The 25,856-nt window shown below is 59.9% G+C and carries 22 protein-coding genes; 2 read left to right on the forward strand and 20 right to left on the reverse strand.

What is annotated here, in order from left to right; translation table 11 throughout:
- The 13 genes from fabZ to rfbD form a co-directional block, all read right to left on the reverse strand.
- On the reverse strand, nt 1-435 hold the full coding sequence (gene fabZ, locus KI613_RS12050; protein WP_226399761.1) for a 3-hydroxyacyl-ACP dehydratase FabZ: 435 nt from the start codon (nt 433-435) through the stop codon (nt 1-3).
- 22 nt (nt 436-457) lie between these two features.
- On the reverse strand, nt 458-1,483 hold the full coding sequence (gene lpxD / locus KI613_RS12055; protein WP_226399763.1) for a UDP-3-O-(3-hydroxymyristoyl)glucosamine N-acyltransferase: 1,026 nt from the start codon (nt 1,481-1,483) through the stop codon (nt 458-460).
- A gap of 1 nt (nt 1,484) precedes the next feature.
- The gene (locus KI613_RS12060; RefSeq protein WP_226399765.1) at nt 1,485-1,955 is read right to left on the reverse strand and encodes an OmpH family outer membrane protein; all 471 of its coding nucleotides are present in this window, start codon (nt 1,953-1,955) and stop codon (nt 1,485-1,487) included.
- 48 nt (nt 1,956-2,003) lie between these two features.
- Nucleotides 2,004-4,289, reverse strand: a complete 2,286-nt coding sequence (gene bamA / locus KI613_RS12065; RefSeq protein ID WP_226399767.1) for an outer membrane protein assembly factor BamA — start codon at nt 4,287-4,289, stop codon at nt 2,004-2,006.
- A 3-nt stretch (nt 4,290-4,292) separates the two neighbouring features.
- Nucleotides 4,293-5,660 carry an RIP metalloprotease RseP gene (rseP, locus tag KI613_RS12070; RefSeq protein ID WP_226399769.1) on the reverse strand — a complete coding sequence of 456 codons (1,368 nt, stop codon included), beginning with the start codon at nt 5,658-5,660 and terminating at the stop codon, nt 4,293-4,295.
- Nucleotides 5,657-6,853 (reverse strand): 1-deoxy-D-xylulose-5-phosphate reductoisomerase, encoded by a 1,197-nt coding sequence (gene ispC, locus KI613_RS12075; protein WP_226399771.1) that lies wholly within the window; start codon nt 6,851-6,853, stop codon nt 5,657-5,659. The genes rseP and ispC overlap by 4 nt, the downstream gene beginning before the upstream one ends.
- Nucleotides 6,850-7,680, reverse strand: a complete 831-nt coding sequence (locus tag KI613_RS12080; protein WP_226399773.1) for a phosphatidate cytidylyltransferase — start codon at nt 7,678-7,680, stop codon at nt 6,850-6,852. The genes ispC and KI613_RS12080 overlap by 4 nt, the downstream gene beginning before the upstream one ends.
- Entirely contained in the window at nt 7,673-8,434 is a 762-nt protein-coding gene (gene uppS / locus KI613_RS12085) for a polyprenyl diphosphate synthase (protein ID WP_226399775.1), read from the reverse strand. The genes KI613_RS12080 and uppS overlap by 8 nt, the downstream gene beginning before the upstream one ends.
- Before the next feature lie 27 nt (nt 8,435-8,461).
- A complete protein-coding gene (gene frr, locus KI613_RS12090; protein ID WP_226399777.1) occupies nt 8,462-9,019 on the reverse strand; it encodes a ribosome recycling factor in 558 nt (185 codons plus the stop codon).
- A gap of 13 nt (nt 9,020-9,032) precedes the next feature.
- Complete coding sequence (gene pyrH / locus KI613_RS12095) at nt 9,033-9,749, reverse strand: UMP kinase (RefSeq protein ID WP_226399779.1); 717 nt, start codon at nt 9,747-9,749, stop codon at nt 9,033-9,035.
- Nucleotides 9,750-9,764: 15 nt separating this feature from the next.
- Nucleotides 9,765-10,664 carry a translation elongation factor Ts gene (gene tsf / locus KI613_RS12100; protein WP_226399781.1) on the reverse strand — a complete coding sequence of 300 codons (900 nt, stop codon included), beginning with the start codon at nt 10,662-10,664 and terminating at the stop codon, nt 9,765-9,767.
- Between the two features lie 56 nt (nt 10,665-10,720).
- Nucleotides 10,721-11,467, reverse strand: a complete 747-nt coding sequence (gene rpsB, locus KI613_RS12105; RefSeq protein WP_226399783.1) for a 30S ribosomal protein S2 — start codon at nt 11,465-11,467, stop codon at nt 10,721-10,723.
- Between the two features lie 188 nt (nt 11,468-11,655).
- Complete coding sequence (gene rfbD, locus KI613_RS12110; RefSeq protein ID WP_226399785.1) at nt 11,656-12,567, reverse strand: dTDP-4-dehydrorhamnose reductase; 912 nt, start codon at nt 12,565-12,567, stop codon at nt 11,656-11,658.
- 115 nt (nt 12,568-12,682) lie between these two features.
- Between rfbD and map the strand changes: the two genes are divergently transcribed.
- Together map and KI613_RS12120 are read left to right on the forward strand one after the other, a co-directional pair.
- Nucleotides 12,683-13,483, forward strand: coding sequence for a type I methionyl aminopeptidase (map, locus tag KI613_RS12115; protein ID WP_226399787.1), 801 nt, complete (start codon nt 12,683-12,685; stop codon nt 13,481-13,483).
- Complete coding sequence (locus KI613_RS12120; RefSeq protein WP_226399789.1) at nt 13,483-16,044, forward strand: [protein-PII] uridylyltransferase; 2,562 nt, start codon at nt 13,483-13,485, stop codon at nt 16,042-16,044. The genes map and KI613_RS12120 overlap by 1 nt, the downstream gene beginning before the upstream one ends.
- Nucleotides 16,045-16,101: 57 nt before the next feature.
- On the opposite strand, the gene KI613_RS12125 is transcribed toward KI613_RS12120, so the two are convergent.
- The 7 genes from KI613_RS12125 to smc are packed head-to-tail and all read right to left on the reverse strand — an operon-like array spanning nt 16,102 to nt 25,840.
- The gene (locus KI613_RS12125) at nt 16,102-16,872 is read right to left on the reverse strand and encodes an S-methyl-5'-thioinosine phosphorylase (protein ID WP_226399793.1); all 771 of its coding nucleotides are present in this window, start codon (nt 16,870-16,872) and stop codon (nt 16,102-16,104) included.
- 1 nt (nt 16,873) lies between these two features.
- Complete coding sequence (locus KI613_RS12130; protein ID WP_226399794.1) at nt 16,874-17,575, reverse strand: class I SAM-dependent methyltransferase; 702 nt, start codon at nt 17,573-17,575, stop codon at nt 16,874-16,876.
- Nucleotides 17,572-18,120 carry a hypoxanthine-guanine phosphoribosyltransferase gene (locus KI613_RS12135; RefSeq protein WP_226399795.1) on the reverse strand — a complete coding sequence of 183 codons (549 nt, stop codon included), beginning with the start codon at nt 18,118-18,120 and terminating at the stop codon, nt 17,572-17,574. The genes KI613_RS12130 and KI613_RS12135 overlap by 4 nt, the downstream gene beginning before the upstream one ends.
- A complete protein-coding gene (gene galU, locus KI613_RS12140) occupies nt 18,121-18,990 on the reverse strand; it encodes a UTP--glucose-1-phosphate uridylyltransferase GalU (RefSeq protein WP_226399797.1) in 870 nt (289 codons plus the stop codon).
- Complete coding sequence (ligA, locus tag KI613_RS12145; protein WP_226399799.1) at nt 18,987-21,041, reverse strand: NAD-dependent DNA ligase LigA; 2,055 nt, start codon at nt 21,039-21,041, stop codon at nt 18,987-18,989. Before ligA ends, galU begins: the two co-directional genes overlap by 4 nt.
- On the reverse strand, nt 21,041-22,327 hold the full coding sequence (locus tag KI613_RS12150) for a cell division protein ZipA C-terminal FtsZ-binding domain-containing protein (RefSeq protein ID WP_226399801.1): 1,287 nt from the start codon (nt 22,325-22,327) through the stop codon (nt 21,041-21,043). The genes ligA and KI613_RS12150 overlap by 1 nt, the downstream gene beginning before the upstream one ends.
- Nucleotides 22,328-25,840 carry a chromosome segregation protein SMC gene (smc, locus tag KI613_RS12155; RefSeq protein WP_226399804.1) on the reverse strand — a complete coding sequence of 1,171 codons (3,513 nt, stop codon included), beginning with the start codon at nt 25,838-25,840 and terminating at the stop codon, nt 22,328-22,330.
- Nucleotides 25,841-25,856: the final 16 nt, after the last annotated feature.

Genomic DNA, 25,856 nt, shown 5'->3' on the forward strand with positions numbered 1-25,856 from the left:
TTAGAGCTTCCGCTGGGCGCACATCAGGCGTGCTTCTGCTGCCAATTGGCCATCAACGCGCGCCTCGCCCTTGAACTTCCATACCCCGCGCATGTGGCGCTCGATCTCGACGTGCAGATGCAACTGGTCCCCAGGCAACACCGGCTTCTTGAAGCGAGCCTCGTCAATGCCGGCAAAGTAGAAAACCGTATCGGCCGAGGGCTTTTCGGACATCGACTTGAACGACAAAATGCCTGCCGCCTGCGCCAGCGCTTCCATGATCAGCACCCCTGGCATCACCGGATGATGGGGAAAATGGCCCATGAAAAATGGCTCGTTGATCGTTACATTCTTGTAGGCATGGATGGACTTGCCCAATTCAATCTCGACAACGCGGTCGACCAGCAGGAACGGGTAGCGGTGCGGCAGGTGCTCCATGATTGCTTGAATATCCATTTAATCAACCCCTTGTATAATTTTATTTAAGTTTTTTCTCAAGTTCAGCCACACGGTCTGCGAGCTTGGCAAGCCGACGAATATGCGATGCATTACGCAACCAATCCTCATGCGTATCGAGCGGCTGAACGCTCGTGTAAATACCGGGCTTCATAATGCTCTTCATGACAGTCGAGCCGCCGGAAATCGTCGTATCGCCAACGATATTGAGGTGCCCGGAAATCATGCCGGCACCGCCGACAATGCAGTGCTCACCAAAAACGGTACTACCGGCAACGCCAGTACATCCAGCCAGCACGCTGTTAGCGCCGATCCGGCAGTTGTGTCCGACATGAACCAGATTGTCGATCTTGCAACCATCACCAACCACCGTGTCTTCCAGAGCACCACGGTCAACCGTCGTATTGGCCCCGATTTCGACATCGTTACCAATCACCACCCCGCCGATCTGCGGAATTTTTACCCAGGACTGCCCATCCGGTGCAAAGCCAAATCCATCGGCGCCGATCACCGCGCCGGAATGCAATATGCACCCATGCCCGATGCGACATCCGTAATAAACAACAACGTTGGGATAAAGCACCGACCCATCGCCGATGCAGACACTATCGCCAATCACGCAGCCGGCATGAATAGCCACGTTTTCGCCCAAAGTCACCCCGTGCCCGATAACCACGTTCGGGCCGATGGCTACACTAGCGGGAACCGCAGACTCAAGCACGGCACTCGCGTGAACACCGTTGAAGCCGACAGACTGTGGATTGAGCAGAGCGGTAACCCGAGCGTAGTAAGCATACGGATTGCCAGTGACAATGCGCGCCCCGGAAAACTCGTCAGCAGCATCCTGGCGCAAAATAACTGCGGATGCCTTGCAGGTCGCTAGCTGGCTCCGGAATTTCGGATTGGCCAGAAAAGTAATCTCGCCTTCAGCGGCAGAGACCAGCGGCGCTACACGTGAAACGCGCGTTTGCGGGTCTCCAAGCACATCGCCGCCCAATTGGGCGGCGATGTCGGCAAGAGTATAAGAAGTCTCACCCAAACCAGCCATATTACTTGCCTTCCGACAGAGCCTTGATCACGCGTTCCGTGATATCGAGACGGGGGCTGACCCAAACGACATCCTGCAAAATGAGGTCATACTTCTCGTTCTCGGCAATCTGCTTGATGGCCTTGTTGGCCTTCTCGATAACCGCCGCATTTTCTTCGTTCTGGCGCAGATTCAGGTCCTCGCGGAACTCACGCTGGCGACGCTGGAACTCGCGCGAAATCTCGCCGAATTCCTTTTCCTTCGTCCGGCGTTCACTTTCCGCCATGGTCACAGAATTCTTTTCCAGATTTTCCTGCAGGCCCTGCAACTGCTTGGCCATGCGCTGAAGATCCTGATCGCGCTTGGCAAATTCACCTTCCAGCTTCTTGGCAGCCTTCTGGGCAGCCGGCGCGTCACGGAAAATGCGCTGCGTGTTGACGTAACCGACCTTCAACTCGGAAGCGACCGCACCGGTGACGAACAATGCAGACATTAAGGATGCGAGAACTACAGACTTGATTTTCAACTTGACACTCCTGAATTAGAACGTGGTGCCCATCTGGAACTGGAACGATTCGGACTTATCGGTTTCTTGCTTGTTAAGCGGCCGACCGAAGCTGAATTTTAGCGGACCAATCGGAGAAATCCACGAAGCCGACAACCCCGTTGAGTAACGAAGACCACTGGAAGACTGAGCGGAATCATTCCCATAAACCTGGCCGGCATCAAAGAACCATCCCATCCGGAAGCTTTTTTCCATGCCGGGGATACCCCACAGCAACTCGGCATTGCCAATTACACGGCGATTTCCGCCGATACGGTAATCAGTGCCGGTGCTGACATCCCGGGTAATCGGGCCAAGACTTGAAGCCTTGTAGCCACGAACTGACCCAATACCGCCCGCATAGAAATTCTTGAAGAAGGGCAGGCCGGAATCGCCGTATCCCTCGGCATAACCCACTTCGCCATTCAACATCAAAGTAAACCTTGAAGAGAGCGGGACAAAATGCTGCAACTGGTAGCTGGCGCGGTAATAGGTCAGATCGCCACCTGGCAGCGCAACTTCAAGCGATGCTTTTTGGAAAGTCCCGCGCGTTGGGAAGAAGTAGCTATCCTTGCCATCGCTGGACCAACTCAGGGTAAGCGGAATGGAAAGATTGGTCGCGCCAAATTTGGTTACATAATCCTTGTAATAAACCGGACTGGTGTCATAGGTCGCGATCGTCGTCGAATCGACGCCAAGGCCAAAGCCCAGCGATTCCTTCTCGCCGATCGGAAAGCCGAACCGAAGGCCACCGCCATAAGACGACGAGCTGTAGGCAGCAATCGCCGTAGTCGTCGTGTTAACTGTTCGCTGATAGAGATCGAACCCCTGGCTAACACCATCCTGCGTGAAATACGGATTGGTGTAGGAAAATACATAGGTCCGGTAGGTCTTGGCAGAGTTCACCTGGATGGCAACGTTGTTGCCACTACCCATGAAGTTGTTTTGTGCGATCGAACCGGACAGGATGATCTTGTCCGTACTGGAGGTACCAAGACCGAGCATCAGGTTTCCGGTCGGCTTCTCGGTCACATTGACGTTCACGTCCAACTGATCCGCAGTACCAGGCACCGCTGGCGTCTCGATAGCGACGTCACCAAAGAAGCCCAAGCGGTCAAGCCGCTGCTTGGAGCCTGTCACTTTGTCTGCGTCGTACCAGCCGCCTTCCATCTGGCGCATTTCACGGCGAATGACCTCGTCGCGCGTCTTGGTGTTACCCGTCACGTTGACCCGGCGCACATAAACCCGCTTGCCCGGATCGACGAAAATGGTGAAGGCAACCTTGCGCTTCTCCTTGTCAATTTCCGGTGCCGCATTGACGTTGGCAAAGGCATAGCCTTCCTTGCCAAGACGGTCGCTGATAGCCTTGGTCGTGTCGTTCAGCTTTTCACGGGAAAACACGTCACCCGGCTTGATGGTGACCAGCTTTTTCAACTCATCTTCGGGAATCGAGAAATCACCGGCCATTTTGACCGATGACACCTGGAAACGCTCCCCTTCGACAATATTGGCGGTGATGTAGACATCCTGCTTGTCCGGAGAAATCGAAACCTGCGTCGACTCGACGGCAAATTCCAAGTAACCCTGATTCATGTAGAAGGACTTCAGCTTTTCCAAATCAGCCGACAATTTCTGCCGGGAATACTGATCGTTCTTGGTATACCAGGTTAACAAACCGGGCGTCGTCAGTTCGAACTGACTGAGCAACTCTTTTTCGGAGAAGGCCTTGGCACCAACCAGATTGATCTGCTTGATCTTGGCGGCCACACCTTCTTCGATCTTGAAATTAATGCCGACACGATTCCGCTCGAGCGGCGTCACGGTCGTCGTGATATTGGCGGCATACTTGCCCCGCGTCAGATACTGGCGTTTGAGTTCTTGCTCGGCCTTTTCCAGCAAGGCTCGGTCGAAGATGCGCCCGTCGGCAATTCCCGTCTCCTTGAGCGCCTTGACGATGACGTCCTTGTCGAATTCCTTGAGGCCAACAAAATTGATGGTCGCAATGGCTGGCCGCTCCTGGACGACAACGACCATGACGTCCTTCTCGACCTCGATCCGCACATCCTTGAAGAAGCCGGTGGCGAATAGCGCCTTGATCGACTGAGCTGCCTTTTCGTCAGTCAAAGTTTCGCCAACCTTGACCGGCAGATAGCCAAAGACCGTACCGGCTTCGGTGCGCTGAATACCTTCGACCCGAATGTCCTTGACCGCAAAAGGTTCGAAAGCCAGCGCGGGTGTCGAAAAGATGCCAGCAATCAGGATGGACAACAGGGATTTTTTCATCGTTCAGCCGTTAAACAGGCGAGTCAAGTCATTAAAAAAGGCGAAAGCCATCAAGGCGAACAGAATGGACATGCCTACTTGCTGCCCAATTTCCATGGCACGCTCCGAAAGCGGCCTACGCATGACGACTTCGATCGCATGATACAACAAATGGCCACCATCCAGCACCGGTATGGGTAGCAGATTCAACACCCCCAGGCTGATACTGACCAGCGCCATAAACTTGAGGTAATAATCAAGCCCAAGACGCGCCGATTGGCCAGCATAGTCGGCAATGGTCACCGGCCCCGAGAGGTTTCTCCATGAAACCTCACCGGTCAGCATCTTGCCCATCATGACCAGGCTGAATATTGACTTGTCCCATGTTTCTTCAAGCGCCTTGCCTGCGGCCTCAAAGACGCCGTAACTGATGAAGGTTCTCACTTCACGATGAGGTTTCGGGCCGTCGGCGACCGCTACGCCAATCTTCCCAACCGTCTGTCCACGCTCCGAAACTGCCTCGGGAACCAAGTCGACCGCAACAATCTGGCCCTGACGCTCCACTTCGAGATGGATGGATTTTGTCGCCGAGTCGCGAATGATTGCGACCAGTTCGTACCAGGAGGCAACATCCTTTCCGGCAATCGACAGTATCCGGTCGCCAGGTAACAAGCCAACCCGGTCGGCGACACCATTGGCGACGACTTTACCGATCACCGCCGGCAGATCCGGCCGATAGAAGCGAATACCCAGACGCTCCAGCGCATCACCTTCCCACCCCTGCTCACCAGCAGCAGCCAAATAGAGATGACGGACAGCTATTTCTTCGCGCTCGTTGATCACTTCAAGCGCTACACTTTCGTGATCAACCGCTTTTTGCAAGAGCATCCAGCGCAGGTCGTTCCAGGTTGCCACCGGCTGACCATCAACTGTCCTGACCTGCTCGCCGTTCCCGATGACAGCCATCGCTGCAGGCGTACCAACAGGTGGAGTACCAAGCACAGGCAGCAATTCCTCGCTGCCATGCATGAATACAGCCCAATAGATCAGGATTGCCAGCGCAAAATTGGCCAGCGGCCCGGCTGCGACGATGATGCTGCGCTTGCCAACCCCTTGGCGATTGAAGGCGCGATGAACCTCTTCTTCCGCAACCTTGCCTTCACGCTCGTCGAGCATTTTTACGTAGCCACCCAGCGGGAAAATACTGATCGCCCATTCGGTCTGATCTTTCCCCAGCTGTTTTTTCCACAGCATGCGCCCGAAGCCAACGGAAAAACGCAGCACTTTGACACCACATAGCCTTGCTGCCAGATAGTGCCCAAATTCATGTACGACAATCAGGACGCCGAGGACTACTAAAAAGGCAGCGAGGTAAAACGGGATGTTATTCACGCGAAACGACGTTCCCGAACCAATTTGTGCGCTAACTGACGCGCCTCGGCGTCGGCCGCCAGCACATCGGCCAGACTGCCTTCCGGGCCTGCCGGCAAAACTTGCAGAACCGCTTCGTCGAGCCGCGCAATACCTAGAAATGGCAAAGCTCCATCGAGGAAAGCCGCGACTGCGACTTCGTTGGCGGCGTTCAGAATGGCAGGTGCTGTGCCGCCTTCGCGGAGTACGTCATAGGCCAGTTGCAGACAACGGAATCGTTCGAAATCGGGCGCCACAAAATCCAGACGGGCAATCTTGAACAGGTCCAGCGGCTCGACCCCGGCGGCAATGCGCTCGGGCCAAGCCATGGCGTAAGCAATGGGCGTCCGCATGTCAGGGTTGCCCATTTGCGCCAGGACAGAACCGTCAACATACTGGACGGCGGAATGAATCACGCTTTGCGGATGGACAACGACCTGAATCATTTCCGGCGGCGCATCAAACAGCCAGCGCGCTTCGATGACCTCCAGCCCCTTGTTCATCATGGTCGCCGAATCGACAGAAATCTTGCGCCCCATCACCCAGTTTGGATGGGCGCAGGCCTGATCCGGGGTCACGTTCGCCAGATCGGCTAAGGGCGTGTTGCGGAACGGGCCGCCGGAAGCAGTCAGCAGGATTTTCTGGACGCCGCATTGCGTCAGCCCCCGCGCAAAATCACCAGGCAGTGACTGAAAAATCGCATTGTGTTCGCTATCGACAGGGAGCAGCGACGCACCATGCTCACGCACCGCGTGCATGAACAACTCGCCGGCCATGACCAGCACTTCCTTGTTAGCCAGCATGACCTTTTTGCCAGCGCGTGCGGCGGCGAGCGTTGGCTCCAGGCCGGCGGCACCGACGATAGCTGCCATCACGGCATCGACTTCCGGCAAGGACGACAATTCAACGAGCGATTCGACGCCGTGACGGATTTCCGTATCGAGGCCGGCGGCACGGCAACGCTCAGCGAGCTGGGCCGCCAGCGCGACATCGCGCAACACGGCAAAACGCGGACGAAACTCGATGCACTGCTCGAATAGCTTTTCAAGCTGACTATGCGCGCAAAGCGCAAAAGCCCGATAGCGATCAGGATGACACCGGACCACATCCAGCGTGCTGACGCCAATCGAGCCGGTCGAACCGAGTACGGTGATGTTCTGCAAGGTCGCGCTCACCGGGCTGCGAACAAGAGCCAGACAAGGGCGACGACGGGCAGTGTCGAGGTCAGGCTGTCAATGCGATCAAGCACGCCACCATGGCCGGGAAGAATGTTGCTGCTGTCCTTGATGCCGGCCTTACGCTTGAGTAGTGACTCGTAGAGGTCGCCAACGATGCTGACAGCCGTCACACCAACCAGCGCAGCGATCCACAGCGGCAAGGACATGAACTCCAATCCAAACAACTGGCGAACAACCAAGCCGTAAATAACCACGCCAACGCCGGCGCCTATGGCGCCCTCCCAGGTCTTGCCCGGGCTGATCGTCGGCGCCAGCTTGTGCTTGCCGAAAGCTTTTCCGGAAAAATAGGCGGCGATATCAGCCATCCAGACGACGGCAAAAATACCAAGCAGCGCACCGGCGCCAAGCATCCGCAACTGAACCATGGCCAACCAGGTCGGCAACAGGACCACGGCCCCGACCAGAAGGCCGGAAAAACCGCCAAGCGGCCACTTGTTTTTCAGCCAAAGTGGTATCACCAAACACCAGAAAGCTGCAGCCACTGCATAAGCAATCAGCACCCAGGGCTGTGAAGGTGCAGAAAGTTCGCCGGCACCGATTGCATCCGGAACAACCGCCGAGAGTAGCGCGCAAAGCAGGGTTGTCGTGACGCCAAGGATGATGCGGCGGCTACTCGGCCAGCCGAGTAGCGCCCCCCATTCCCAAGCTGCGATGCCAATGAAGCCGGCGACCAGCAAGGCCCAGCCGGCCTGCGATGAATAAAACAGACTGGGCAACAGCAACGCCATCAGGACCAGCGCCGTGATAACGCGTGTTTTAAGCATTCGGTTTTTCCACCAGTTGTTCGCTGGTTCGGCCAAAGCGACGTTCGCGCTGTTGAAACGACGTGATCGCCTTGTCAAACTCCGCCGTGTCGAAATCAGGCCAGAGAATAGGTGTGAAATAGAGTTCGGTATAGGCCAGTTGCCAGAGCAGGAAATTACTGATCCGCTCCTCGCCGCCGGTGCGAATGAACAAATCGGGTTCCGGCGCAAAACTCATCGACAAATGCGGTTCGAGATCACTCTCCTGCCAGCCGTCGCGCTTTTCGGGCTGGGTGGCCAGCATTTGATTGGTCGCCTGCATGATGTCCCAGCGCCCGCCGTAGTTGGCGGCGATGGTCAGGTCGAGACGGGTATTGCCGGCAGTCCTCGCCTCGGCCTGGCGAATCAGTTCCTGCAGACGGGGCTCGAAACGCGACAAGTCGCCGATGATGCGCAGGCGAACACCATTGCGGTCCAGCTTGTCGACTTCCTGCTCCAGTGCCTTGACGAAGAGCTGCATGAGCAGCGACACCTCGTCCTGCGGTCGACGCCAATTTTCGGACGAAAACGCAAAGAGGGTCAGGTACTGGATGCCGCGCTCAAGGCAGGCGCGAACCATTTCGCGAACCAGTTCGACACCTTTGACATGACCGGCGACTCGCGGCAGGAAGCGTTTCTTCGCCCAGCGGCCGTTGCCATCCATGATGACGGCGACGTGCCGGGGCACGACCGCCGCTGGCGGAACCTGTCGTGTTGAACTTGAAAAGAGGGCCATGCAGCCGGGAACCCGAACGGAACCGGCTTAAACCTGCATGAGCTCGGCCTCTTTGGCGGCGAGCATCTTGTCGACTTCGACGATATAGCGATCGGTCAGCTTCTGAACGTCGTCCTGAGCCTTGCGCTCGTCATCTTCCGGAATTTCGCCCTTCTTCAGCGCATCCTTCAGATGGGTATTCGCATCGCGACGCAGATTGCGAATGGCCACCTTGACACCCTCACCTTCGGTCTTGACGATCTTGATCATTTCCTTGCGACGCTCTTCAGTCAGGGCCGGCATCGGCACACGAATGAGGTCGCCCTGCGAAGCCGGATTCAGGCCGAGATCGCAATCGCGAATGGCCTTTTCGACCTTTTGCAGCATGGCCTTTTCCCAAGGCTGAACACCGATGGTCCGGGCGTCGACCAGCGTAATGTTGGCCACCTGATTCACCGGCACCATGGAGCCGTAGTAATCGACCTGGACGTGATCGAGCAAGCCGGTATGGGCGCGGCCGGTGCGAATTTTCTGGAGATCAAGTCGCAGTGCTTCCAGCGACTTCTGCATCTTGGCTTCAGCAGTTTTCTTGAGTTCAGGAATCATTTATTAGTCTCCCTCAGCAATAGACCAGCGTACCTTCATCTTCGCCGCAGACCACGCGCTTCAGCGCGCCGGTCTTGAAGATGGAAAACACGTTGATCGGCAATTTTTGATCACGACATAACGCGAAAGCAGTCGCGTCCATGACTGCCAGATTCTTGGAGATCGCTTCGTTGAAGCTGATCTTGTCGTAACGGGTCGCCAGCGGATCCTTCTTGGGATCGGCCGAGTAAATACCATCGACCTTGGTCGCCTTGAGGACGATTTCAGCGCCGATTTCCGAGCCGCGCAATGCTGCAGCGGTATCGGTGGTAAAGAAGGGGTTGCCGGTACCGGCACCAAAGATGACGATCTTGCCTTCTTCAAGGTAGCGGATGGCCTTGCCGCGGATATACGGCTCGACAACCTGCTCGATATTCAGCGCCGACTGCACGCGGGCATTGAGGCCACACTGGCGGAAGGCATCGGACAGCGCCATGGCATTCATCACCGTGGCCAGCATACCCATGTAATCCGCAGTGGCGCGATCCATCCCGGTGGCCGTACCGGCCATGCCGCGGAAGATGTTGCCACCGCCGATCACGACGCCGATTTCCACGCCCATGTCAGCGACCGCCTTGATCTCTCCGCAGATACCCGCGATGGTCTGCGGGTTGATGCCGTAGGCGTCATTGCCCATGAGGGCCTCGCCGGAGAGTTTCAGGAGAATTCGCTTGTACTTGGATGCAGACATCGGCGTTCCTTTCAATTACTTCTTGGCAGCAGCGGCAGCAGCCTGGGCAGCGACTTCAGCAGCGAAGTCGTCAACCTTCTTCTCGATACCTTCGCCGACCACGAACAGAGCGAAGCCGGCGACGGAAGCGCCCTTGGCTTTCAGCAGTTGCTCGATGGTTTGCTTGCCATCAGCGGCCTTGACGAAGACTTGCGCCAGCAGGGTAACGTCCTTCAGATACTTCTGAACGGTACCGTCGGCAATCTTCTCCAGCATGGCTTCCGGCTTGTTGTCGGCGCGGGCCTTTTCGATGGCGATACGACGCTCAGTGTCCAGAAGTTCCTGGGAAACCCCCGATGCATCCAGTGCCTTCGGCTTGGAGGCAGCGATATGCATCGCCAGATCCTTGGCCAGTTGTTCGTCACCGCCAACCACGTCGATCACGACGCCAACCTTGGCGCCACCGTGGATGTAGGAAACCAGCTTGCCCTTGGCTTCGAAACGGGCGAAGCGGCGGATCGACATGTTCTCGCCGATTTTGCCGACCAGAGCGGAACGCGTCGAATCGACAGTGCCCTCGCCCATCGGCAGCGCGGACAGCGCAGCGACGTCGGCCGGGTTCTTGTCAGCAACCAGCTTGGCTGAGCCATTGGCCAGCGCGATGAATTCGTCGTTCTTGGCAACGAAGTCGGTTTCGCTATTAACTTCGATGATTGCACCGAGCTTGCCGTCGGCCGAAATGCTGACGGCGACGATGCCTTCAGCGGCGACGCGGGTCGCGGCCTTGGAGGCCTTGTTGCCGAGCTTGACGCGAAGGATCTCTTCAGCCTTGGCCATGTCACCATCGGCTTCGGTCAAGGCCTTCTTGCATTCCATCATGGGTGCGTCGGTCTTGCCGCGCAGTTCTGCCACCATGCCTGCGGTAATTGCCGCCATATTATTTCTCCTGAGCTTTTAAAACAGGCGGAGCTTAGCGCTCCGCCGTTACAACTTTATTCAGCAGCGTCGACCACTTCGACGAACTCGTCATCGCCACCGGCGCTAACGATTTCCTGCATGACCTGATTGCGACCTTCGAGGATGGCATCAGCCACGCCGCGGGCGTAGAGCTGAATGGCGCGGGAAGAGTCGTCGTTACCCGGGATGACGTAAGCAACGCCGTCCGGGGAGTGGTTGGTATCGACCACGCCGATGACCGGAATGCCGAGCTTTTCGGCTTCGGTGATGGCGATCTTGTGGTAGCCGACATCGATGACGAAGATGGCGTCCGGCAGGCCGGCCATTTCCTTGATGCCGCCGATGGACTTCTGGAGTTTTTCCAGTTCGCGACGGAAGGTCAGCGCTTCCTTCTTCGGCATCTTTTCCAGTTCGCCGGCTTCAACGGCGACTTCCATGTCCTTCAGACGCTTGATCGACGTCTTGACGGTCTTGAAGTTGGTCAGCATGCCACCCAGCCAGCGCTGGTCGACGAACGGGGATTTGGCGCGCTGCGCTTCTTCACCGATGATTTCGCGAGCCTGACGCTTGGTGCCGACAAACATGACGGAACCGCGATTGGCCGACAGCTTCTTCACGAATGCCATGGCTTCGTTGTACTTGGCCAGGGTCTTTTCGAGGTTGACGATGTGAATCTTGTTGCGGGCGCCGAAGATATACGGGGCCATCTTGGGGGACCAGAAACGGGTTTGGTGACCGAAGTGGACACCGGCTTCCAGCATTTCGCGCATGGTAACGGACATTGTAAAACTCCTTAAGGGTTGTACCTCCACCCGCCTGAAACGCCCACCATTATTGAATTCTGGCAGACACCCTTAATCGGCGGATGTGTGGATTTTGGTTGCCTGCACCGTGCAGACCACCGTTTTTTCAGCCATAACGGCTAAGAAAAACCCGCGGATTATAGCAGCAGAACAGGCTTTCCGGAAGATCAATAACCATTCTGCTTGAGCGCCAGCAACTGCAGCATGCGCTCCAGATAAGGTTGCCAGTCGGGCATCTGCAAGCCGAAGTCGGTTTCGAGGCGGGTGCAGTCGAGACGCGAGTTGGCCGGGCGCCGGGCCGGCGTCGGATACTGTGCCGTCGCGATGGCGCGAATTGCTTCCGGCTTCAGGCGCAGATCGAAGCCCGGCATCTGCCCGGCCAGCCCGACGATGGTTCGGGCAAACTCGCACCAGCTGACCGGTCGTGCCGCGGCCAGATGGTAGATTTCATTTTTGGCCATTTTTTCCGGTTGACCGTGGCGAACCATGGCCAGCACCACCCCGGTCACCGTCGCGATCAGCGCCGCCGGGGTCGGCGAACCGATCTGGTCATCGACGACATTGAGGCTGTCCTTTTCCCGCGCCAGACGCAGGATGGTCTTGACGAAATTGCCGCCGCGCGCGCCAAACACCCAACTGGTACGAAAGATCAGCGACCGGCCGCCGGCGGCGCGAATCGCTTCCTCACCGGCCAGCTTGGTCCGCCCGTAAACACTCTGCGGCGCCGTCGGATCGGTTTCGACATAAGACGTGGTCTTGCTGCCGTCGTAGACGTAGTCGGTCGAGTAATGGACGAGCAAGGCGCCGAGTGCGGCAGCCTCTTCGGCCAGAATACCGGGAGCCTCGGCATTGATCCGGTGCGCCAGTTCGGGTTCGGACTCGGCCTTGTCTACAGCCGTGTAGGCCGTTGCGTTGACGATGACCGAGGGCCGCAGCTGACGAACAACGGAACGAATCTGCTCCGCATCGGCCAAATCGCATTGAGACCGGCCACAAGCCACCACCGGCCCGTGCGGCGCCAGCGAACGTTGGAGTTGCCAGCCAACCTGGCCATCCTTGCCGAGCAGAAGAATTGTCATCGAAAAATTCGCAAGTCGAAGAGCGCGAGTATGCCACTTTGGCCGCTCCCGGCTTTGCGAAACCCGCCCCATCATTTATCCTAGTCCTTTACCAACGCACCACAGAACAGCCGCCATGAGCATCAGCATCAAGACCCCGGACGAAATCGAAAAAATGAGAATTGCCGGGCGTCTGGCCGGAGAAGTCCTCGACTACATCGCGCCCTACGTCAAGGTCGGCGTCACCACGGAAGAACTCGACAAGCTCTGCCACGACTACATGGTCGATGTGCAGGGCTGCATTCCCGCCCCGCTCAACTACGCGCCGTCGGGCTACAACCCCTACCCCAAATCGATCTGCACCTCGGTCAATCAGCAGGTCTGCCATGGTGTTCCCGGTGAGCGCGTGCTGAAGAACGGCGACATCATCAATCTCGACATCACGACGATCAAGGATGGCTACCACGGCGACACCAGCCGGATGTTCATCGTCGGCGAAGGTTCGATCCAGGCCAAGCGCCTGTGCGAAATCACCTTCGAATGCATGTGGCTGGGCATCTCGGTTATCAAGCCGGGCGCCCACCTCGGCGATATCGGCGCGATCATCCAGAAATATGCCGAAAAGAATGGCTGCTCGGTCGTCCGCGAGTTTTGCGGCCATGGTATCGGTGCCAAATTTCATGAAGATCCACAGGTTTTGCACTACGGCAAGGGCGGTACCGGGCCGAAGCTCGAACCGGGCATGATTTTCACCGTCGAGCCGATGATCAACGCCGGCAAGGCCGCCATCCGTGAAATGGCCGACGGCTGGACCATCGTTACCAAGGACCGCAGCCTCTCGGCGCAGTGGGAACACACCGTGCTGGTCACCGAGACCGGCTACGAAATCATGACGCTTTCTGCCGGCGGCCGCGCCAAACCTGACTGGATCAACTGATGGGCTGCGATGTCGCCGCCCTGCGGGCTGAAGTCAAGGCGGCACAGATCCGCCTTCAGGAAAATTACGAACGGACCGGCGACGCCGAAGCGCTACTCGCCGAACGTAGCCGGCAGGTCGACAGCGTTCTCGAAAGACTCTGGGCCTCGTTCGATTTTCCCGCCACTCTGGCCTTGGCCGCAGTCGGCGGCTACGGTCGCGGCGAACTTTATCCGGCTTCCGATATAGACCTGCTGATCCTCCTGCCCAAGGAAGCGAACGGCGCCCTGCAGGAAAAACTGGAAAGGCTGATCGGCTCCTTCTGGGACATCGGTCTGGAGATCGGGCACAGTGTCCGCACCATCCAGGACTGCCTGAACGAAGCGGAAAACGACATCACGGTGCAGACCGCCCTGCTTGAGGCTCGCCTGCTGACCGGCAACGCCAAGCTCTTCGCAACCTTCCAGAAGCGCCTGCGCGGCCATCTCGACCCCCTCGTTTTCTGCGAAGCCAAGCAGATTGAGCAACAGGAACGTCACCTCCGTTTCAACGAGACCCCCTATAGCCTGGAACCCAACTGCAAGGACTCCCCTGGCGGCCTGCGCGACTTTCAGGTCATTTTCTGGATCGCCAAGGCGGCTGGCTACGGGTCAACCTGGGAGGAATTGCACAAGAACGGCATCATCACGCTCGAAGGCATGACCCAGGCCCGGGAGTGCCAGGAATACCTGTCCCACCTGCGCATTCGCCTGCATTTGATGATCGGGCGGCGTGAAGATCGCCTGCTCTTCGACTACCAGAGCAACCTCGCCGCCAAGTACGGATTCGTCTCGAACGAAGCCAAACGCGCCTCCGAGCAACTCATGCAGGTGTACTACCGCAACGCCAAAACGGTCAGCCTGCTCAATACCATCCTGCTGCAAAACATGGCATCGGCGCTGACCCCGGAAAACGAACAGACGCCGCAGCCGCTCGACGACAATTTCCAGATGGTCGGCAACCTGCTCGACGTCCGGGACGAAGCCCTGTTCGAAAAAAGCCCGGCGGCGATTTTCGACAGCTTCCTGGTTATGCAGGAAACCCACGAACTGTCCGGCATGACCACCCGCACGCTGCGCGCCCTGTGGCGGGCCCGCGAGCAGATCACGCCGGAATTCCGGGCCGATCCGGAAAACCGGGCGATGTTCCTCAAGTTACTGCAAAGCGACCGCGGCATCATTCATGAATTCCGGCGCATGAACCAGCTCGACATTCTCGGCGCCTACCTACCGAATTTCGGGCGCATCGTCGGTCAGATGCAGCACGACCTGTTCCACGTCTACACCGTCGACCAGCACATCCTGCAAGTCCTGCGCAACATCCGGCGCTTCACGATGAGCGAGTTTGCTCACGAATATCCGTTGTGCTCACGCATCGTCAGCGAACTGGACCGTCCGTGGCTGCTCTATATTGCCGCCCTGTTTCACGATATTGCCAAGGGTCGCGGCGGCGATCACTCGGAGCTGGGCACCGCCGATGCCTTGGAATTTTGCCAAAATCACCGGTTGACCGTGGAAGACACGGAATTGGTCGTCTGGCTGGTCAGAAATCACCTCGTCATGTCGCAGGTCGCCCAGAAGGAAGACCTCAGCGATCCCGACGTCATCGCCAATTTCGTCAAACTGGTCGGCGACATCCGCCACCTGCAGGCGCTCTATCTACTGACCCACGCCGACATCCGCGGTACCAGCCCGAAAGTGTGGAACCACTGGAAAGGCAAGCTGCTGGCTGACCTCTACTATCTGACCCTGCACCATCTGAATCTGGGTGACGCGCCTGCCGCGCACGGCGTCATCGCCGACCGTCAGGCCGAAGCAATGCGCCTGCTGCGCTTCTTCGCCCTTTCCGACACCGTCCACGAACGCCTCTGGAAACAGCTCGACACCGTCTATTTCCTGCGCCATTCGGCGGAAGAAATCGCCTGGCACACCCGCTCGCTGCACTACCGCATCTACAACAACCAGCCGGTCGTCCGTGCCCGCCCCTACCAGGAAGGCGACGGCCTGCAGGTCATGGTCTACACCCAGGACCAGCCCGATCTTTTCGCCCGTATCGTCGGCTTCTTCGCCCGCGCCGGTTACAGCATCGTCGACGCCAAGATTCACACCACGGCGCACGGCTACGCGCTCGACAGCTTCGTAGTGCTGGATGTCGAAAATCGCGACAATGACCGGGAAATGGTCGCTTACATCGAGCACGAACTGGAACAGCGCCTGGTACAGCAGATGCCAATCGACGTGCCATCCGCGGGTCGCCTGTCAAGACAGGTCAAGCATTTCCCGATCAAGCCGGAGGTCGACATCCGCGGTGACGAAAAAGGCTCGAATTTCATCTTGTCGCTGATCGCCGCCGACCGGCCTGGCCTGCTCTACACCGTTGCCAACACGCTGGCCGAACACGGTGCCAACCTGCATACCGCCAAAATCACGACGCTCGGCGAACGGGCCGAAGACGTTTTCCTGATCAGCGGCGGCGACCTGCGCGACACCGGCAAACGCATCCGCCTGGAAACCGAGCTGATGGAGCGCCTGAAGATCGGTTAGTAGCTGGTTGTTAGCAGTCAGGATTAGAACTAACTACTAACAGCAAATAGCGAGCAGCTAAACCGACATCCCCATCGGCTGGCAGCTATCGGGACTGCCAACCAGTTTCTCGATGACCGACTTGACCCGCCCCATCGCCCCGTGCAGGACGTGCTCCAGGCTTTCGAAGTGAATGCCGTTGACGCTGCTGCCACGGCCGGCCGCGTGGTTGGCCACGACGTTGATCGCGGCATAGGGCAAACCCAGTTCGCGCGCCAGGATGGCTTCCGGCATGCCGGTCATACCGACCACATCGGCCCCGTCACGCTCGAGGCGATTGATTTCCGCCGCGGTTTCGAGGCGCGGCCCCTGTGTCGCGGCGTAAACCGCGTCGACCTTGATGTCGATGCTCAGTTGCTGGCCGGCCGCCAGAATGCGCCGGCGCAGTTCGGCGTCATACGGCTCGGTAAAGTCGACGTGCGTCACCGGCGTACCGTTGCCGTCGAACATCGTCGACTTTCGGCCCCAGGTGTAGTCGATGATCTGGTCGGGCAGGACGATGTCGCCCGGCTGCAGGTCGGGGCGAATGCTGCCGACCGAGGCCACCGAAATGACGCCAATAACCTTGTGGTGGTGCAGTGCCCACATGTTGGCCCGGTAATTGACCATGTGCGGCGGAATGGTGTGGCCGTAGCCGTGGCGCGGCAGGAAGACCGCCGGCTGGCCGCAGATCTGCCCGAAAACGAGGGCGCCAGACGCTTCGCCGTAAGGCGTACGAACCACTTCGCGATGCGAAACGTCAAGATTGGACAGCGTTGTCAGGCCGCTGCCGCCGATGATTGCGAGCATATTATTTCTTCCTTTCCACCAGCAACGAAGCCAGCGTCGGCACCACGCCCTTGAGCGACGGGTGCGGTTTGCGCAATTGAGTGTTATTGACCGTCTCATCGCCCAGCTTGCGATACAGCGCATGCTTGCGTTCAGCAACGAAGGGCAGATCAAGCAAGGTCTTGCCAGCATGGTAGCTGACCAGCGTATCGCGGCCAATGTCCTTGGCCTGCCACGGAATCGCCGTGCGATCGACGTAGTGCAGCGCCTGCACGGTCGGCAGGCTGGCAGCCAGCTCGGCGACCAGACGATGCAGCTTTTCGCGGTAGGCGATCACCGCCCGCCCGGCATCGGTAGCCACCGCACCGGTCGTATCGGCCGGCGCCCCCATCAGCCAACAGACCACGGTATCGGGCGCGAAGGCTTCCATGGTGGCACGCTGCTCGTCGGTCAATGCGGTCAAATCGGCCAGCATCAGCGTTACGTCGCTGCCGTCAAGGCGTTGCCGTGTCAGCTCCAGGCATTCGCCCAGCGAATCGATGGAGAGCACCGTCAAGCCACGCTTGACCAGTGACTGCGTGGCAAAGCCGACACCGCAGCCGATTTCCAGCACCCGCCGGCCGGGAACCAGTGCCGCCATCCAGTCGTAATCGCCGCGCCTGACGTAAGCCTGTCCTTCAGTTTCCCAGTAGCCGATGAACTCGGCGACTGTCGCACCACTCATGCGTCGTCCTTCATGGCATAGACGGCCGGCAGGTTGCGCCAGACGCCGCCGGCATCCATGCCGAAGCCAAAGACAAAGCGGTCTGGCACGGTCAGGCCGACAAAATCTGCGGCAATCGGTTTGATCTTGCCGTTGAGCTTGTCGGCGAAAACGGCAGTCAGCACCTCTTCGGCCCCCATGCGGCGCAGGCTTTCCTTGACGGCAGCGAGCGTCACGCCTTCATCGAGAATGTCGTCTACAACCAGCACCGAACGGCCCTTGACCGAGGTCCATGGCGCCGAGCGCCAGGAAATCTTGCCGCCCTGCGTTTCCGGGCCGTAGCGCGTGGCGTGCAGGTAGTCGAAGTCGAGCGGAAAATCGAGTTTGGTCAGCAGTTGACCGCAGAAGACCACGCCGCCGGTCATCACGCAAAGGACCAGCGGATATTTGTCGGCCAGCCGTTCGCGAATGGCGGCGGCGACGTCGGCCACCGCACCTAGCACAGCCGCCTCGCTGTGAATCAGTTCGGCATTGGCCAGCATGGCCTGTGCTTTTTTCAAATCCATTCAGCCTCCAAGGCTTTTCAAGTACGCATCGAAATCCGCGCCGACTTCCGGGTGGCGCTGGCCGAAAACGACCGTCGCCTGCAGGTAGCCCAGCTTGGAACCGCAATCGTAGCGCGTTCCGTCGTAGCGATAGGCAAGAACCTGTTCTTCGCTGAGCAGCGAGGCGATGCCGTCGGTCAGCTGGATTTCGCCGCCGGCCCCCGGCCTGATGTTTTCGAGGTGATGGAAAATGCGCGGCGTCAGGATGTAGCGGCCAACGACGGCCAGCGTTGACGGCGCGTTCTCGGGCTTCGGCTTCTCGACGATGGCATTGATCTGCTCGACGCGATCCGCCACGGCGCGGGCATCGACGATGCCGTAGCTGCGCGTATCGGCGCGCGGCACGTCCTGCACACCGAGCACCGAACAGCGGTAGTAGTCATAGGTATCGGTCATCTGCTTCATGACCGGCGGGTTGCCATCGAGCAAGTCGTCGGCGAGGATCACGGCGAATGGTTCATCGCCAATCACCGGCTTGGCACAGAGTACGGCATGGCCAAGGCCGAGCGCTTCAGCCTGGCGGATGTAGATGCAGTTGATGTTCTTGGGGATCATGTTGCGCACGAAGTCGAGCAATTCGCTCTTGCCGCGCGCTTCGAGTTCGCTTTCCAGTTCGTAGGCCTTGTCGAAGTGATCTTCAATCGAGCGCTTCGAACGGCCGGTCACGAAGACCATGTCGGTAATGCCGGCGGCAACCGCTTCTTCGACCGCAAACTGGATCAAGGGTTTGTCGACGATGGGCAGCATTTCCTTCGGGCTGGCCTTGGTGGCTGGCAAAAAGCGGGTGCCCATACCGGCAACGGGAAATACGGCTTTGCGAACTTTTTTCATTTTTCGACTCCCTTTTCGAGCAATTTCAACAATTCAGCTTCATCGATCACCGCGACGCCGAGCTCCAACGCCTTTTCCAGCTTGGAGCCGGCTTCCTCGCCAGCGACCACGAAATCCGTTTTTTTCGATACCGAACCAGCCACCTTGCCACCGGCTGCTTCGATCATCGCCTTGGCGTCGTCACGCTTGAGCGTTGGCAGCGTACCAGTCAGGACCAGCGTCTTGCCGGCCAGCAGCTTTGGCCCGGCATCCGCCGGTTCGCCTTCCGTCCAGTGCAGGCCGGCGGCGAGTAGCTGGGCAATGATTTCACGGTTATGTGACTCATTGAAGAAAGCAACGATGCTGGCCGCGACAATCGGCCCGACATCGGGCACCTGCTGCAGCGCTTCGATATCGGCCGCCATTATGCCATTGAGGTTGCCGAAATACCTGGCCAGATCTCGTGCTGTCGCCTCGCCGACATTGCGGATACCGAGTGCGAAGATGAAGCGGGCAAGCGTCGTCTGCCGACTTTGATTGATTGCGGCGACGAGATTCTGGGCTGACTTTTCGCCCATGCGCTCCAGCCCGGCCAGCGTTTCGACGGTCAATCCGTACAGATCGGCCGGCGTGTGAACGAGGCCGGCATCGACCAGCTGATCGACGATCTTGTCGCCGAGGCCCTCGATGTCCATGGCCCGGCGCGCTGCATAGTGCCACAGCGCCTGCTTGCGCTGGGCCGGGCAATAGAGGCCGCCGGTACAGCGGGCGATGGCCTCGTCGAGGCCGCGGGCCACAGCCGAGCCGCATTCCGGACATATTTTGGGCAGTTCGAATGGCGGATGCAGTGGCTCGCCGCCAAACAGGTCGCGTGTCGGTCGTTTTTCCGGGACGATGGCGACGACTTCGGGAATGACGTCGCCGGCCCGGCGGACGATGACCGTATCGCCAATCCGGACATCCTTGCGGCGGACTTCGTCCTCGTTGTGCAGCGTCGCGTTGGTCACCGTGACGCCGCCGACGAAGACCGGCTTGAGCCGGGCGACCGGCGTAATCGCGCCGGTGCGGCCAACCTGGACGTCGATGCCGAGCACCTCGGTCAGCGCTTCTTCGGCCGGAAATTTGTGGGCGATGGCAAAACGCGGGGCGCGCGAGACGAAACCGAGACGCGCCTGCCAGTCGAGGCGGTTGACCTTGTACACCACGCCGTCGATGTCGTACGGGAGGCCAGCCCGCAACATTCCAATTTTGGCGAAAAATTCCAGTTGACCGCGAGAACCGCTCACGACGGCGCGTTCGACGGCCACCGGGAAGCCCCAGGCAGCCAGTTTGTCCATCAGTTCGCTATGGGTTTTGACGGCCAGCGCCTCCGCCCCAGCCCCGACGCCGTAGGCGAAGAAGGACAGCGGCCGGGCGGCGGTGATTTTCGAATCGAGCTGGCGCAGGCTGCCAGCAGCAGCGTTGCGCGGGTTGGCGAACTCCTTGTCGCCGCGTTCACGCTGACGGGCGTTGAGTTCGGCGAAATCGGCCTTGAACATGAGCACTTCGCCGCGTATCTCGACCAGCGCCGGCCAGCCCTCGCCCTTCAGGCGCAGCGGAATACAGCGCAGGGTGCGCAGGTTGGGCGTCACTTCTTCGCCGGTCACGCCATCGCCACGCGTTGCGCCGCAGGTGAAGACGCCGTTTTCGTAGGTCAAGCTGATGGCCAGGCCGTCGAATTTCGGCTCTACGGCATAGTCGATGGCAGCAATGGTTTCGAGGCCGTCGCGCACGCGCTTGTCGAAGGCTTCGACCTCTTCCGGGGCGAAGGCGTTGTTGAGTGACAGCATGGGCACGCCGTGCTGGCGCGGCGGAAATTCCTTGAGCGGCGTTCCACCGACGCGCTGGGTCGGCGAATCGGCCGTCAGCAGCTCGGGATATTCAGTTTCCAGCCCCTGCAATTCGCGAAACAGCTTGTCGTACTCGGCATCCGGAATGGTCGGCGTATCGAGGACGTAATAGGCGTGGTTGTGGCGTTCCAGCTCGGCGCGCAGCTCGGCTGCGCGCTCGGCTGCTACAGCGGGTGCCACCATCAGGAGAACAGCCGCAGCGCCTGGGGCGAACCGGCGATCAGGCCGTAGCTGGCCATCGTTGCCTGCGGCTTGCCGATGAATTCGCGACGAATGTGGTCGAGCTGCGAATCGCTGAGCGGCTGCCGATTGTCATCGACCAGCGCGCCGTTGAGCGTATCGGCGAAGCGCTTGGCGATCTCGGTCATCTGTATGAAGGTGCGTTCGCCGTGATCAACGCGCGGCACGTCGAGCAGGAAAGTCAGGCCATGCGTCGTCAACGTGCGCAGCGTGTCGGCCGAGAATTGCGTGCTTTCGTAGTTTTGCAGGCTGAACAGGACGCGACCATTGTCGTCATAGCGCGTGAAGACGCCGCCCAGGCCGAGCACCAGGCCAGCCGCTTCGGCCAGGGCGCGAATCTTGGTGCCCGAGAAGGCGCTGGCACGGCTGACCAGATTGAGGCCGATTTCGAGGTCGACTGCGGCACAGAACTGATCGATTTCGGCGGCCTGGTCGAGGACGCGCGACGATGGCATGTCGGCCACGGCCATCAGCTCGTCGGCCAGCGCCTGCATGGCGTTGGTGAAAATGGCCATATCGCCGTCGGAGAGCGGCCCCTGACGATTGACCAGTTGCAGGCCGACGCGCAGGCGGCGCAGCTTGAGTTCGCTATCGGGCGCCAGGCGCTCCCATTCGCGGCTACGTTCGTTGTAGCCGATCCAATGCACCGGCTTGTTGAGGCGGACCAAGGCGGGACGCTGCGAATGGATGATGTCCATGGCGGAAACCGGCTCGACCAGTTCCATGGCGACAATGAACTCAAGCCGCGGATCGAGCAGTTCGGCCGGCAAGGCTGCGGCGGGAGTGTTCGGAACATCGTCCGAGGCATCGTCAGGGATAGCGGCCGGCGCTTGCGCGAACATCGGGGCCGGAGCGGCTTCCTGCACCGGCGTTGGTTCAACCGGCGCCACCGGGTTTTCGAACGCCGGCGCCTCGGGCATGGAAATTTCGTGCGCCGCGGAATTTATCTCTGCCGACGGCGGGGTTGGAGGCTGATCGATGAAGACCGGTTCAAGGCGCACCGCCAGCCTTGGCGACGCATCGACACGGATTTCCGGTTCGCTGCGTTCGGCGACGGCCGGTGGTGGCGACGACTTCGGAGCGTCGCCCAGCAAAACATCGGCGTGATGCGGCTTGAGCACCGCTTCGGCCAGCTTGCGCTGCCGGTATTCCTGCCACTTGTTGTAGCCAAACACGCCGACCACCGCCGTCGCGCCCAGCCCGATCAATCCTAGTTGAAGCTCGGTCATTTAAGCCGCATCCCTCATTTTCAAAGCTTCCTGAATATCCACTTCCACCACGCGCGACACGCCGCTTTCCTGCATGGTGACGCCGACCAGCTGTTCGGCCATTTCCATGGCGATTTTATTATGGGAAATGAACAGGAATTGCGTTGCACCTGACATTTTCTTCACCATGGTGCAGAAACGTTCGGTATTGCTGTCGTCGAGCGGCGCATCGACCTCATCAAGCAGGCAGAACGGCGCCGGATTGAGCTGGAACATCGAGAAGACCAGCGCGATGGCGGTCAGCGCCTTTTCGCCACCCGACAGCAGGTGGATGGTCGAGTTCTTCTTGCCTGGCGGCTGGGCGATGACCTGGACGCCGGCATCGAGGATTTCGTCGCCGGTCATGACCAGCTCGGCGCGGCCGCCGCCGAATAGTTCCGGGAAAAGTTGGCCGAAATGGCCGTTGACCGTATCGAAAGTGCTTTGCAGCAAATCGCGCGTTTCGCGGTCGATGCGCCGAATGGCGTTTTCCAGCGTTTCCATCGCCTCGTTGAGGTCGGCCGCCTGCATGTCGAGGTAGCCCTTGCGCTCGGTCGCCGTTTCGAGTTCCTGCAACGCCGCCATGTTGACGGCGCCGAGTTCGGCGATGGCGTTGGTCAACCGGGTGATTTCGCCTTGCAGGCCGGCAGGCCTTGCATTCCCGAGTTCGGCCTGGAGCACTTCCTCGTTGGCGCCGGCTTCGAGCAACTGCATGGCGAATTGCTCGGCGTTGAGCGCCGCCGCCTGCTCCTTGAGTTTGAGGTCGCCGATGCGCACCCGCAGCGGCTCAAGGCCCTGTTCGATGCGCAGGCGCTGCTCTTCGAAGCCGCGCAGCGCGTTGGTCGCCGCTTCGAGCGCGTCGCGTTTTTCAGCCAGTACTTTTTCTGCCGCTTGGCGCGCTTCGAGCGCTGCCTGCAAGGCGCCTTCCATGACGTCCGGTGGCGCGGCCTCGACCTGCTCGGCGCACTGGGCGCGGTCCTTTTCGATGCGATTCAGCTCGCGCTGTGCCATGGCCTGCTGGGCGAAGACGTCCTGCAACTTGCCATCGCTTTCACGCAGCGAGAACTGCGCTTCACGCAGCGCCCGGTCGAGATCGGAGTTGCGCTCGCGCTCGGCACGCACGGCGCGTTCGCATTCGTCGAGCCGCGTTTGCGCGCCATGCACCAGCACGCGGATGCGGCTCAACCCGTCGCGGATTTCGGCGATGCGTTCGTCGGCCGACATTTCGCGCTCACGCTCGCTCTCTTCTTCCTCGGCCAGTTCGGCCAGTTGTTCCTGCAGGCGTTCCTTCTGTTCCTTGTGACGCTCGATGGCCTGCGCCAGCTTGAGCACTTCCATCTGCACGGCATGCACGCGCTGCTGGCGGTCGGCGACGTATTGGCGGATCTCGCCCATTTCGGCCTGCTTGTCCTCGACCTGTTCGTCGAACATGACCAGTTGCTCGCGGATGGCGTCGGCCATTTCCTCGGCCATGGCAATGCCCTCGCCGAGCGCCTCGATTTCGCGCTGGCGTTCGAGCAGGCCGTGTTCGCCCTGATCCGGCGCGAAGAAGGTGACGCTCGCCGCGCTGACCAAATCGCCGCCGCGCGTCACGATGACCGCCCCCGGCGGCAGATCGGCCCGCACGGCCAGCGCCTCGGCCAGCGTTTCCGCCGTGCGCACCTGGCCCAGCCAGTCGTCGAGCACGGCCTGGATGGCCGGTGAGTCGCTGCGCACCCGCGCCGAGAGGACTTCCACGGTCAACCGGAAATTTTGGCCAAAATTAAAATCGCCCGGCAGCACCACGCTGAGCCGCGCTTCCGGCCGGTCGTGCAGCCAGGCGTCGAGCTTGGCCGGATCGTCGCAGGCGATGGCGCTCAGACGCTCGCGCAATACTGCTTCGACCGCCTCTTCCCAGCCGGCTTCGACGTGAATCTTTTGCCACAGCGGCGGCGCATTTTCCAGATCGTGGCGAAGCAGCCATTCCGGCAACTTGCCGCTCTGCTGCGTGCGTGCCTGCATCTGCTCCAAGGCGGCGCGGCGGGCCTGCCCGGCCGCCAGTTCGCGCTCGATGCGCTGCACTTCGGCCTGGGCTTCCTTGCGGCGGGCTTCGAGCTGCGGCATCTCCTGCTGCAACTGCTGGAGTTGATCCTGATCACCGGCCAGCTCCTCGCGCAGCAAGGCCAGCTCCTCTTCCTTCTCGGCGAGGTCGAGTTCATCCGGCGGGTTGATGTCGCCGGTTTCCTCGCGCAAGCGTTCGCGCCGCTGGATGATGGCCTGCAGCGCGCGCTGGGCGTGCGACTTGTTGGTCAGCTCGACTTCGAGCTTCTGTTCGCCGTTGGTCGAGCGCGCCTTGAGACGTTGCAGTTCTTCCTGCGCCTGGGCGTGGTCTTCCTCGACCTGCGGCGCGATGTTCATCTGTTGATGCAGGCGCTCTTCTGCCTCCTCGACGCGCAGCTTGGTGATTTCCTGCGCCTCTTCCCATTTCAGACGATCTTCGCTGAGCTTCCCGGCCGTCTCGCTCCAGTGCTTGAGTTCGTCTTCGAGCTGCGTCAGGCGCGCTTCGAGCTGGCTGCGCGATTCGCGGCGATGGCGGATTTCCGCCTCCAGCCGCGCCACCTCTGCATTCGCCGTGTACATGTCGCTTTGCGCGTTGTGCAGCGCGTCGCCGGCGGCGAAGTGCGCCTCGCGGGTTTCCTCGGCACGCGCTTCGGTTTCGCGTAGCGCGGCGCTTTGCGCTTCGAGTTCGGTGACGGCGCGCTCGACTTCCAGCGACAGCTTTTGCCGTTCCGCCTCTGCCTCGCGCTTCTTGAGCAGCCACAGCACCTGCTGGCGCAGCACCAGTTGTTCGTTCAGCCCCTGGTAGCGCCGCGCCACTTCGGCCTGCGCTTCGAGCCGTTCCATCTGGTTGCCGAGCTCCTGGCGGATATCCTCGACGCGCAGCAGGTTTTCGCGGGTGTCTTCGAGCCGGCCGTTCGTTTCCTTGCGCCGTTCCTTGTAGCGCGTGACGCCGGCCGCTTCTTCGAGGAAAACGCGCAGGTCGTCCGGCCGCGCCTCGATGATGCGCGAAATCATGCCCTGGCCGATGATGGCGTAGGCGCGCGGGCCGAGGCCGGTGCCGAGGAACAGGTCGGTGATGTCCTTGCGCCGGACCTTAAGGTTGTTGATAAAGTAATCAGACTGCCCCTGCCGCGTCAGCGTGCGCTTGACCGACAGTTCGGTGTATTGCGACCACTGGCCGAGGGCCCGGCCGAGCAGGTTCTCGAAAATCAGCTCAACCGACGCTCGCGACACCGGCTTGCGGTTCGACGAGCCGTTGAAGATGACGTCCATCATCGACTCGCCGCGCAGCTCCGAAGCCTTGGACTCGCCCAGCACCCAGCGCACGGCATCCATGATGTTGGATTTGCCGCAGCCATTGGGGCCAACGACGCCGACGAGCTGGCCGGGAACGGCCACCGAGGTCGGATCGACGAAGGACTTGAAGCCGGAGAGTTTGAGTTTGGTGAGACGCATGCCTGATTGCGGCGGG

Origin of the sequence: Ferribacterium limneticum (genome assembly GCF_020510585.1) — a bacterium.
GTDB lineage: Bacteria > Pseudomonadota > Gammaproteobacteria > Burkholderiales > Rhodocyclaceae > Azonexus.

Coding starts and splice junctions, on each gene's coding strand:
- fabZ (WP_226399761.1), bottom strand. CDS start 435: ATGGATATTCAAGCAATCATGGAGCACCTGCCGCACCGCTACCCGTTC.
- lpxD (WP_226399763.1), bottom strand. CDS start 1,483: ATGGCTGGTTTGGGTGAGACTTCTTATACTCTTGCCGACATCGCCGCC.
- KI613_RS12060 (WP_226399765.1), bottom strand. CDS start 1,955: ATGTCTGCATTGTTCGTCACCGGTGCGGTCGCTTCCGAGTTGAAGGTC.
- bamA (WP_226399767.1), bottom strand. CDS start 4,289: ATGAAAAAATCCCTGTTGTCCATCCTGATTGCTGGCATCTTTTCGACA.
- KI613_RS12080 (WP_226399773.1), bottom strand. CDS start 7,680: ATGCTTAAAACACGCGTTATCACGGCGCTGGTCCTGATGGCGTTGCTG.
- uppS (WP_226399775.1), bottom strand. CDS start 8,434: ATGGCCCTCTTTTCAAGTTCAACACGACAGGTTCCGCCAGCGGCGGTC.
- frr (WP_226399777.1), bottom strand. CDS start 9,019: ATGATTCCTGAACTCAAGAAAACTGCTGAAGCCAAGATGCAGAAGTCG.
- pyrH (WP_226399779.1), bottom strand. CDS start 9,749: ATGTCTGCATCCAAGTACAAGCGAATTCTCCTGAAACTCTCCGGCGAG.
- tsf (WP_226399781.1), bottom strand. CDS start 10,664: ATGGCGGCAATTACCGCAGGCATGGTGGCAGAACTGCGCGGCAAGACC.
- rpsB (WP_226399783.1), bottom strand. CDS start 11,467: ATGTCCGTTACCATGCGCGAAATGCTGGAAGCCGGTGTCCACTTCGGT.
- rfbD (WP_226399785.1), bottom strand. CDS start 12,567: ATGACAATTCTTCTGCTCGGCAAGGATGGCCAGGTTGGCTGGCAACTC.
- map (WP_226399787.1), top strand. CDS start 12,683: ATGAGCATCAGCATCAAGACCCCGGACGAAATCGAAAAAATGAGAATT.
- KI613_RS12120 (WP_226399789.1), top strand. CDS start 13,483: ATGGGCTGCGATGTCGCCGCCCTGCGGGCTGAAGTCAAGGCGGCACAG.
- KI613_RS12125 (WP_226399793.1), bottom strand. CDS start 16,872: ATGCTCGCAATCATCGGCGGCAGCGGCCTGACAACGCTGTCCAATCTT.
- KI613_RS12130 (WP_226399794.1), bottom strand. CDS start 17,575: ATGAGTGGTGCGACAGTCGCCGAGTTCATCGGCTACTGGGAAACTGAA.
- KI613_RS12135 (WP_226399795.1), bottom strand. CDS start 18,120: ATGGATTTGAAAAAAGCACAGGCCATGCTGGCCAATGCCGAACTGATT.
- galU (WP_226399797.1), bottom strand. CDS start 18,990: ATGAAAAAAGTTCGCAAAGCCGTATTTCCCGTTGCCGGTATGGGCACC.
- ligA (WP_226399799.1), bottom strand. CDS start 21,041: ATGGTGGCACCCGCTGTAGCAGCCGAGCGCGCAGCCGAGCTGCGCGCC.
- KI613_RS12150 (WP_226399801.1), bottom strand. CDS start 22,327: ATGACCGAGCTTCAACTAGGATTGATCGGGCTGGGCGCGACGGCGGTG.
- smc (WP_226399804.1), bottom strand. CDS start 25,840: ATGCGTCTCACCAAACTCAAACTCTCCGGCTTCAAGTCCTTCGTCGAT.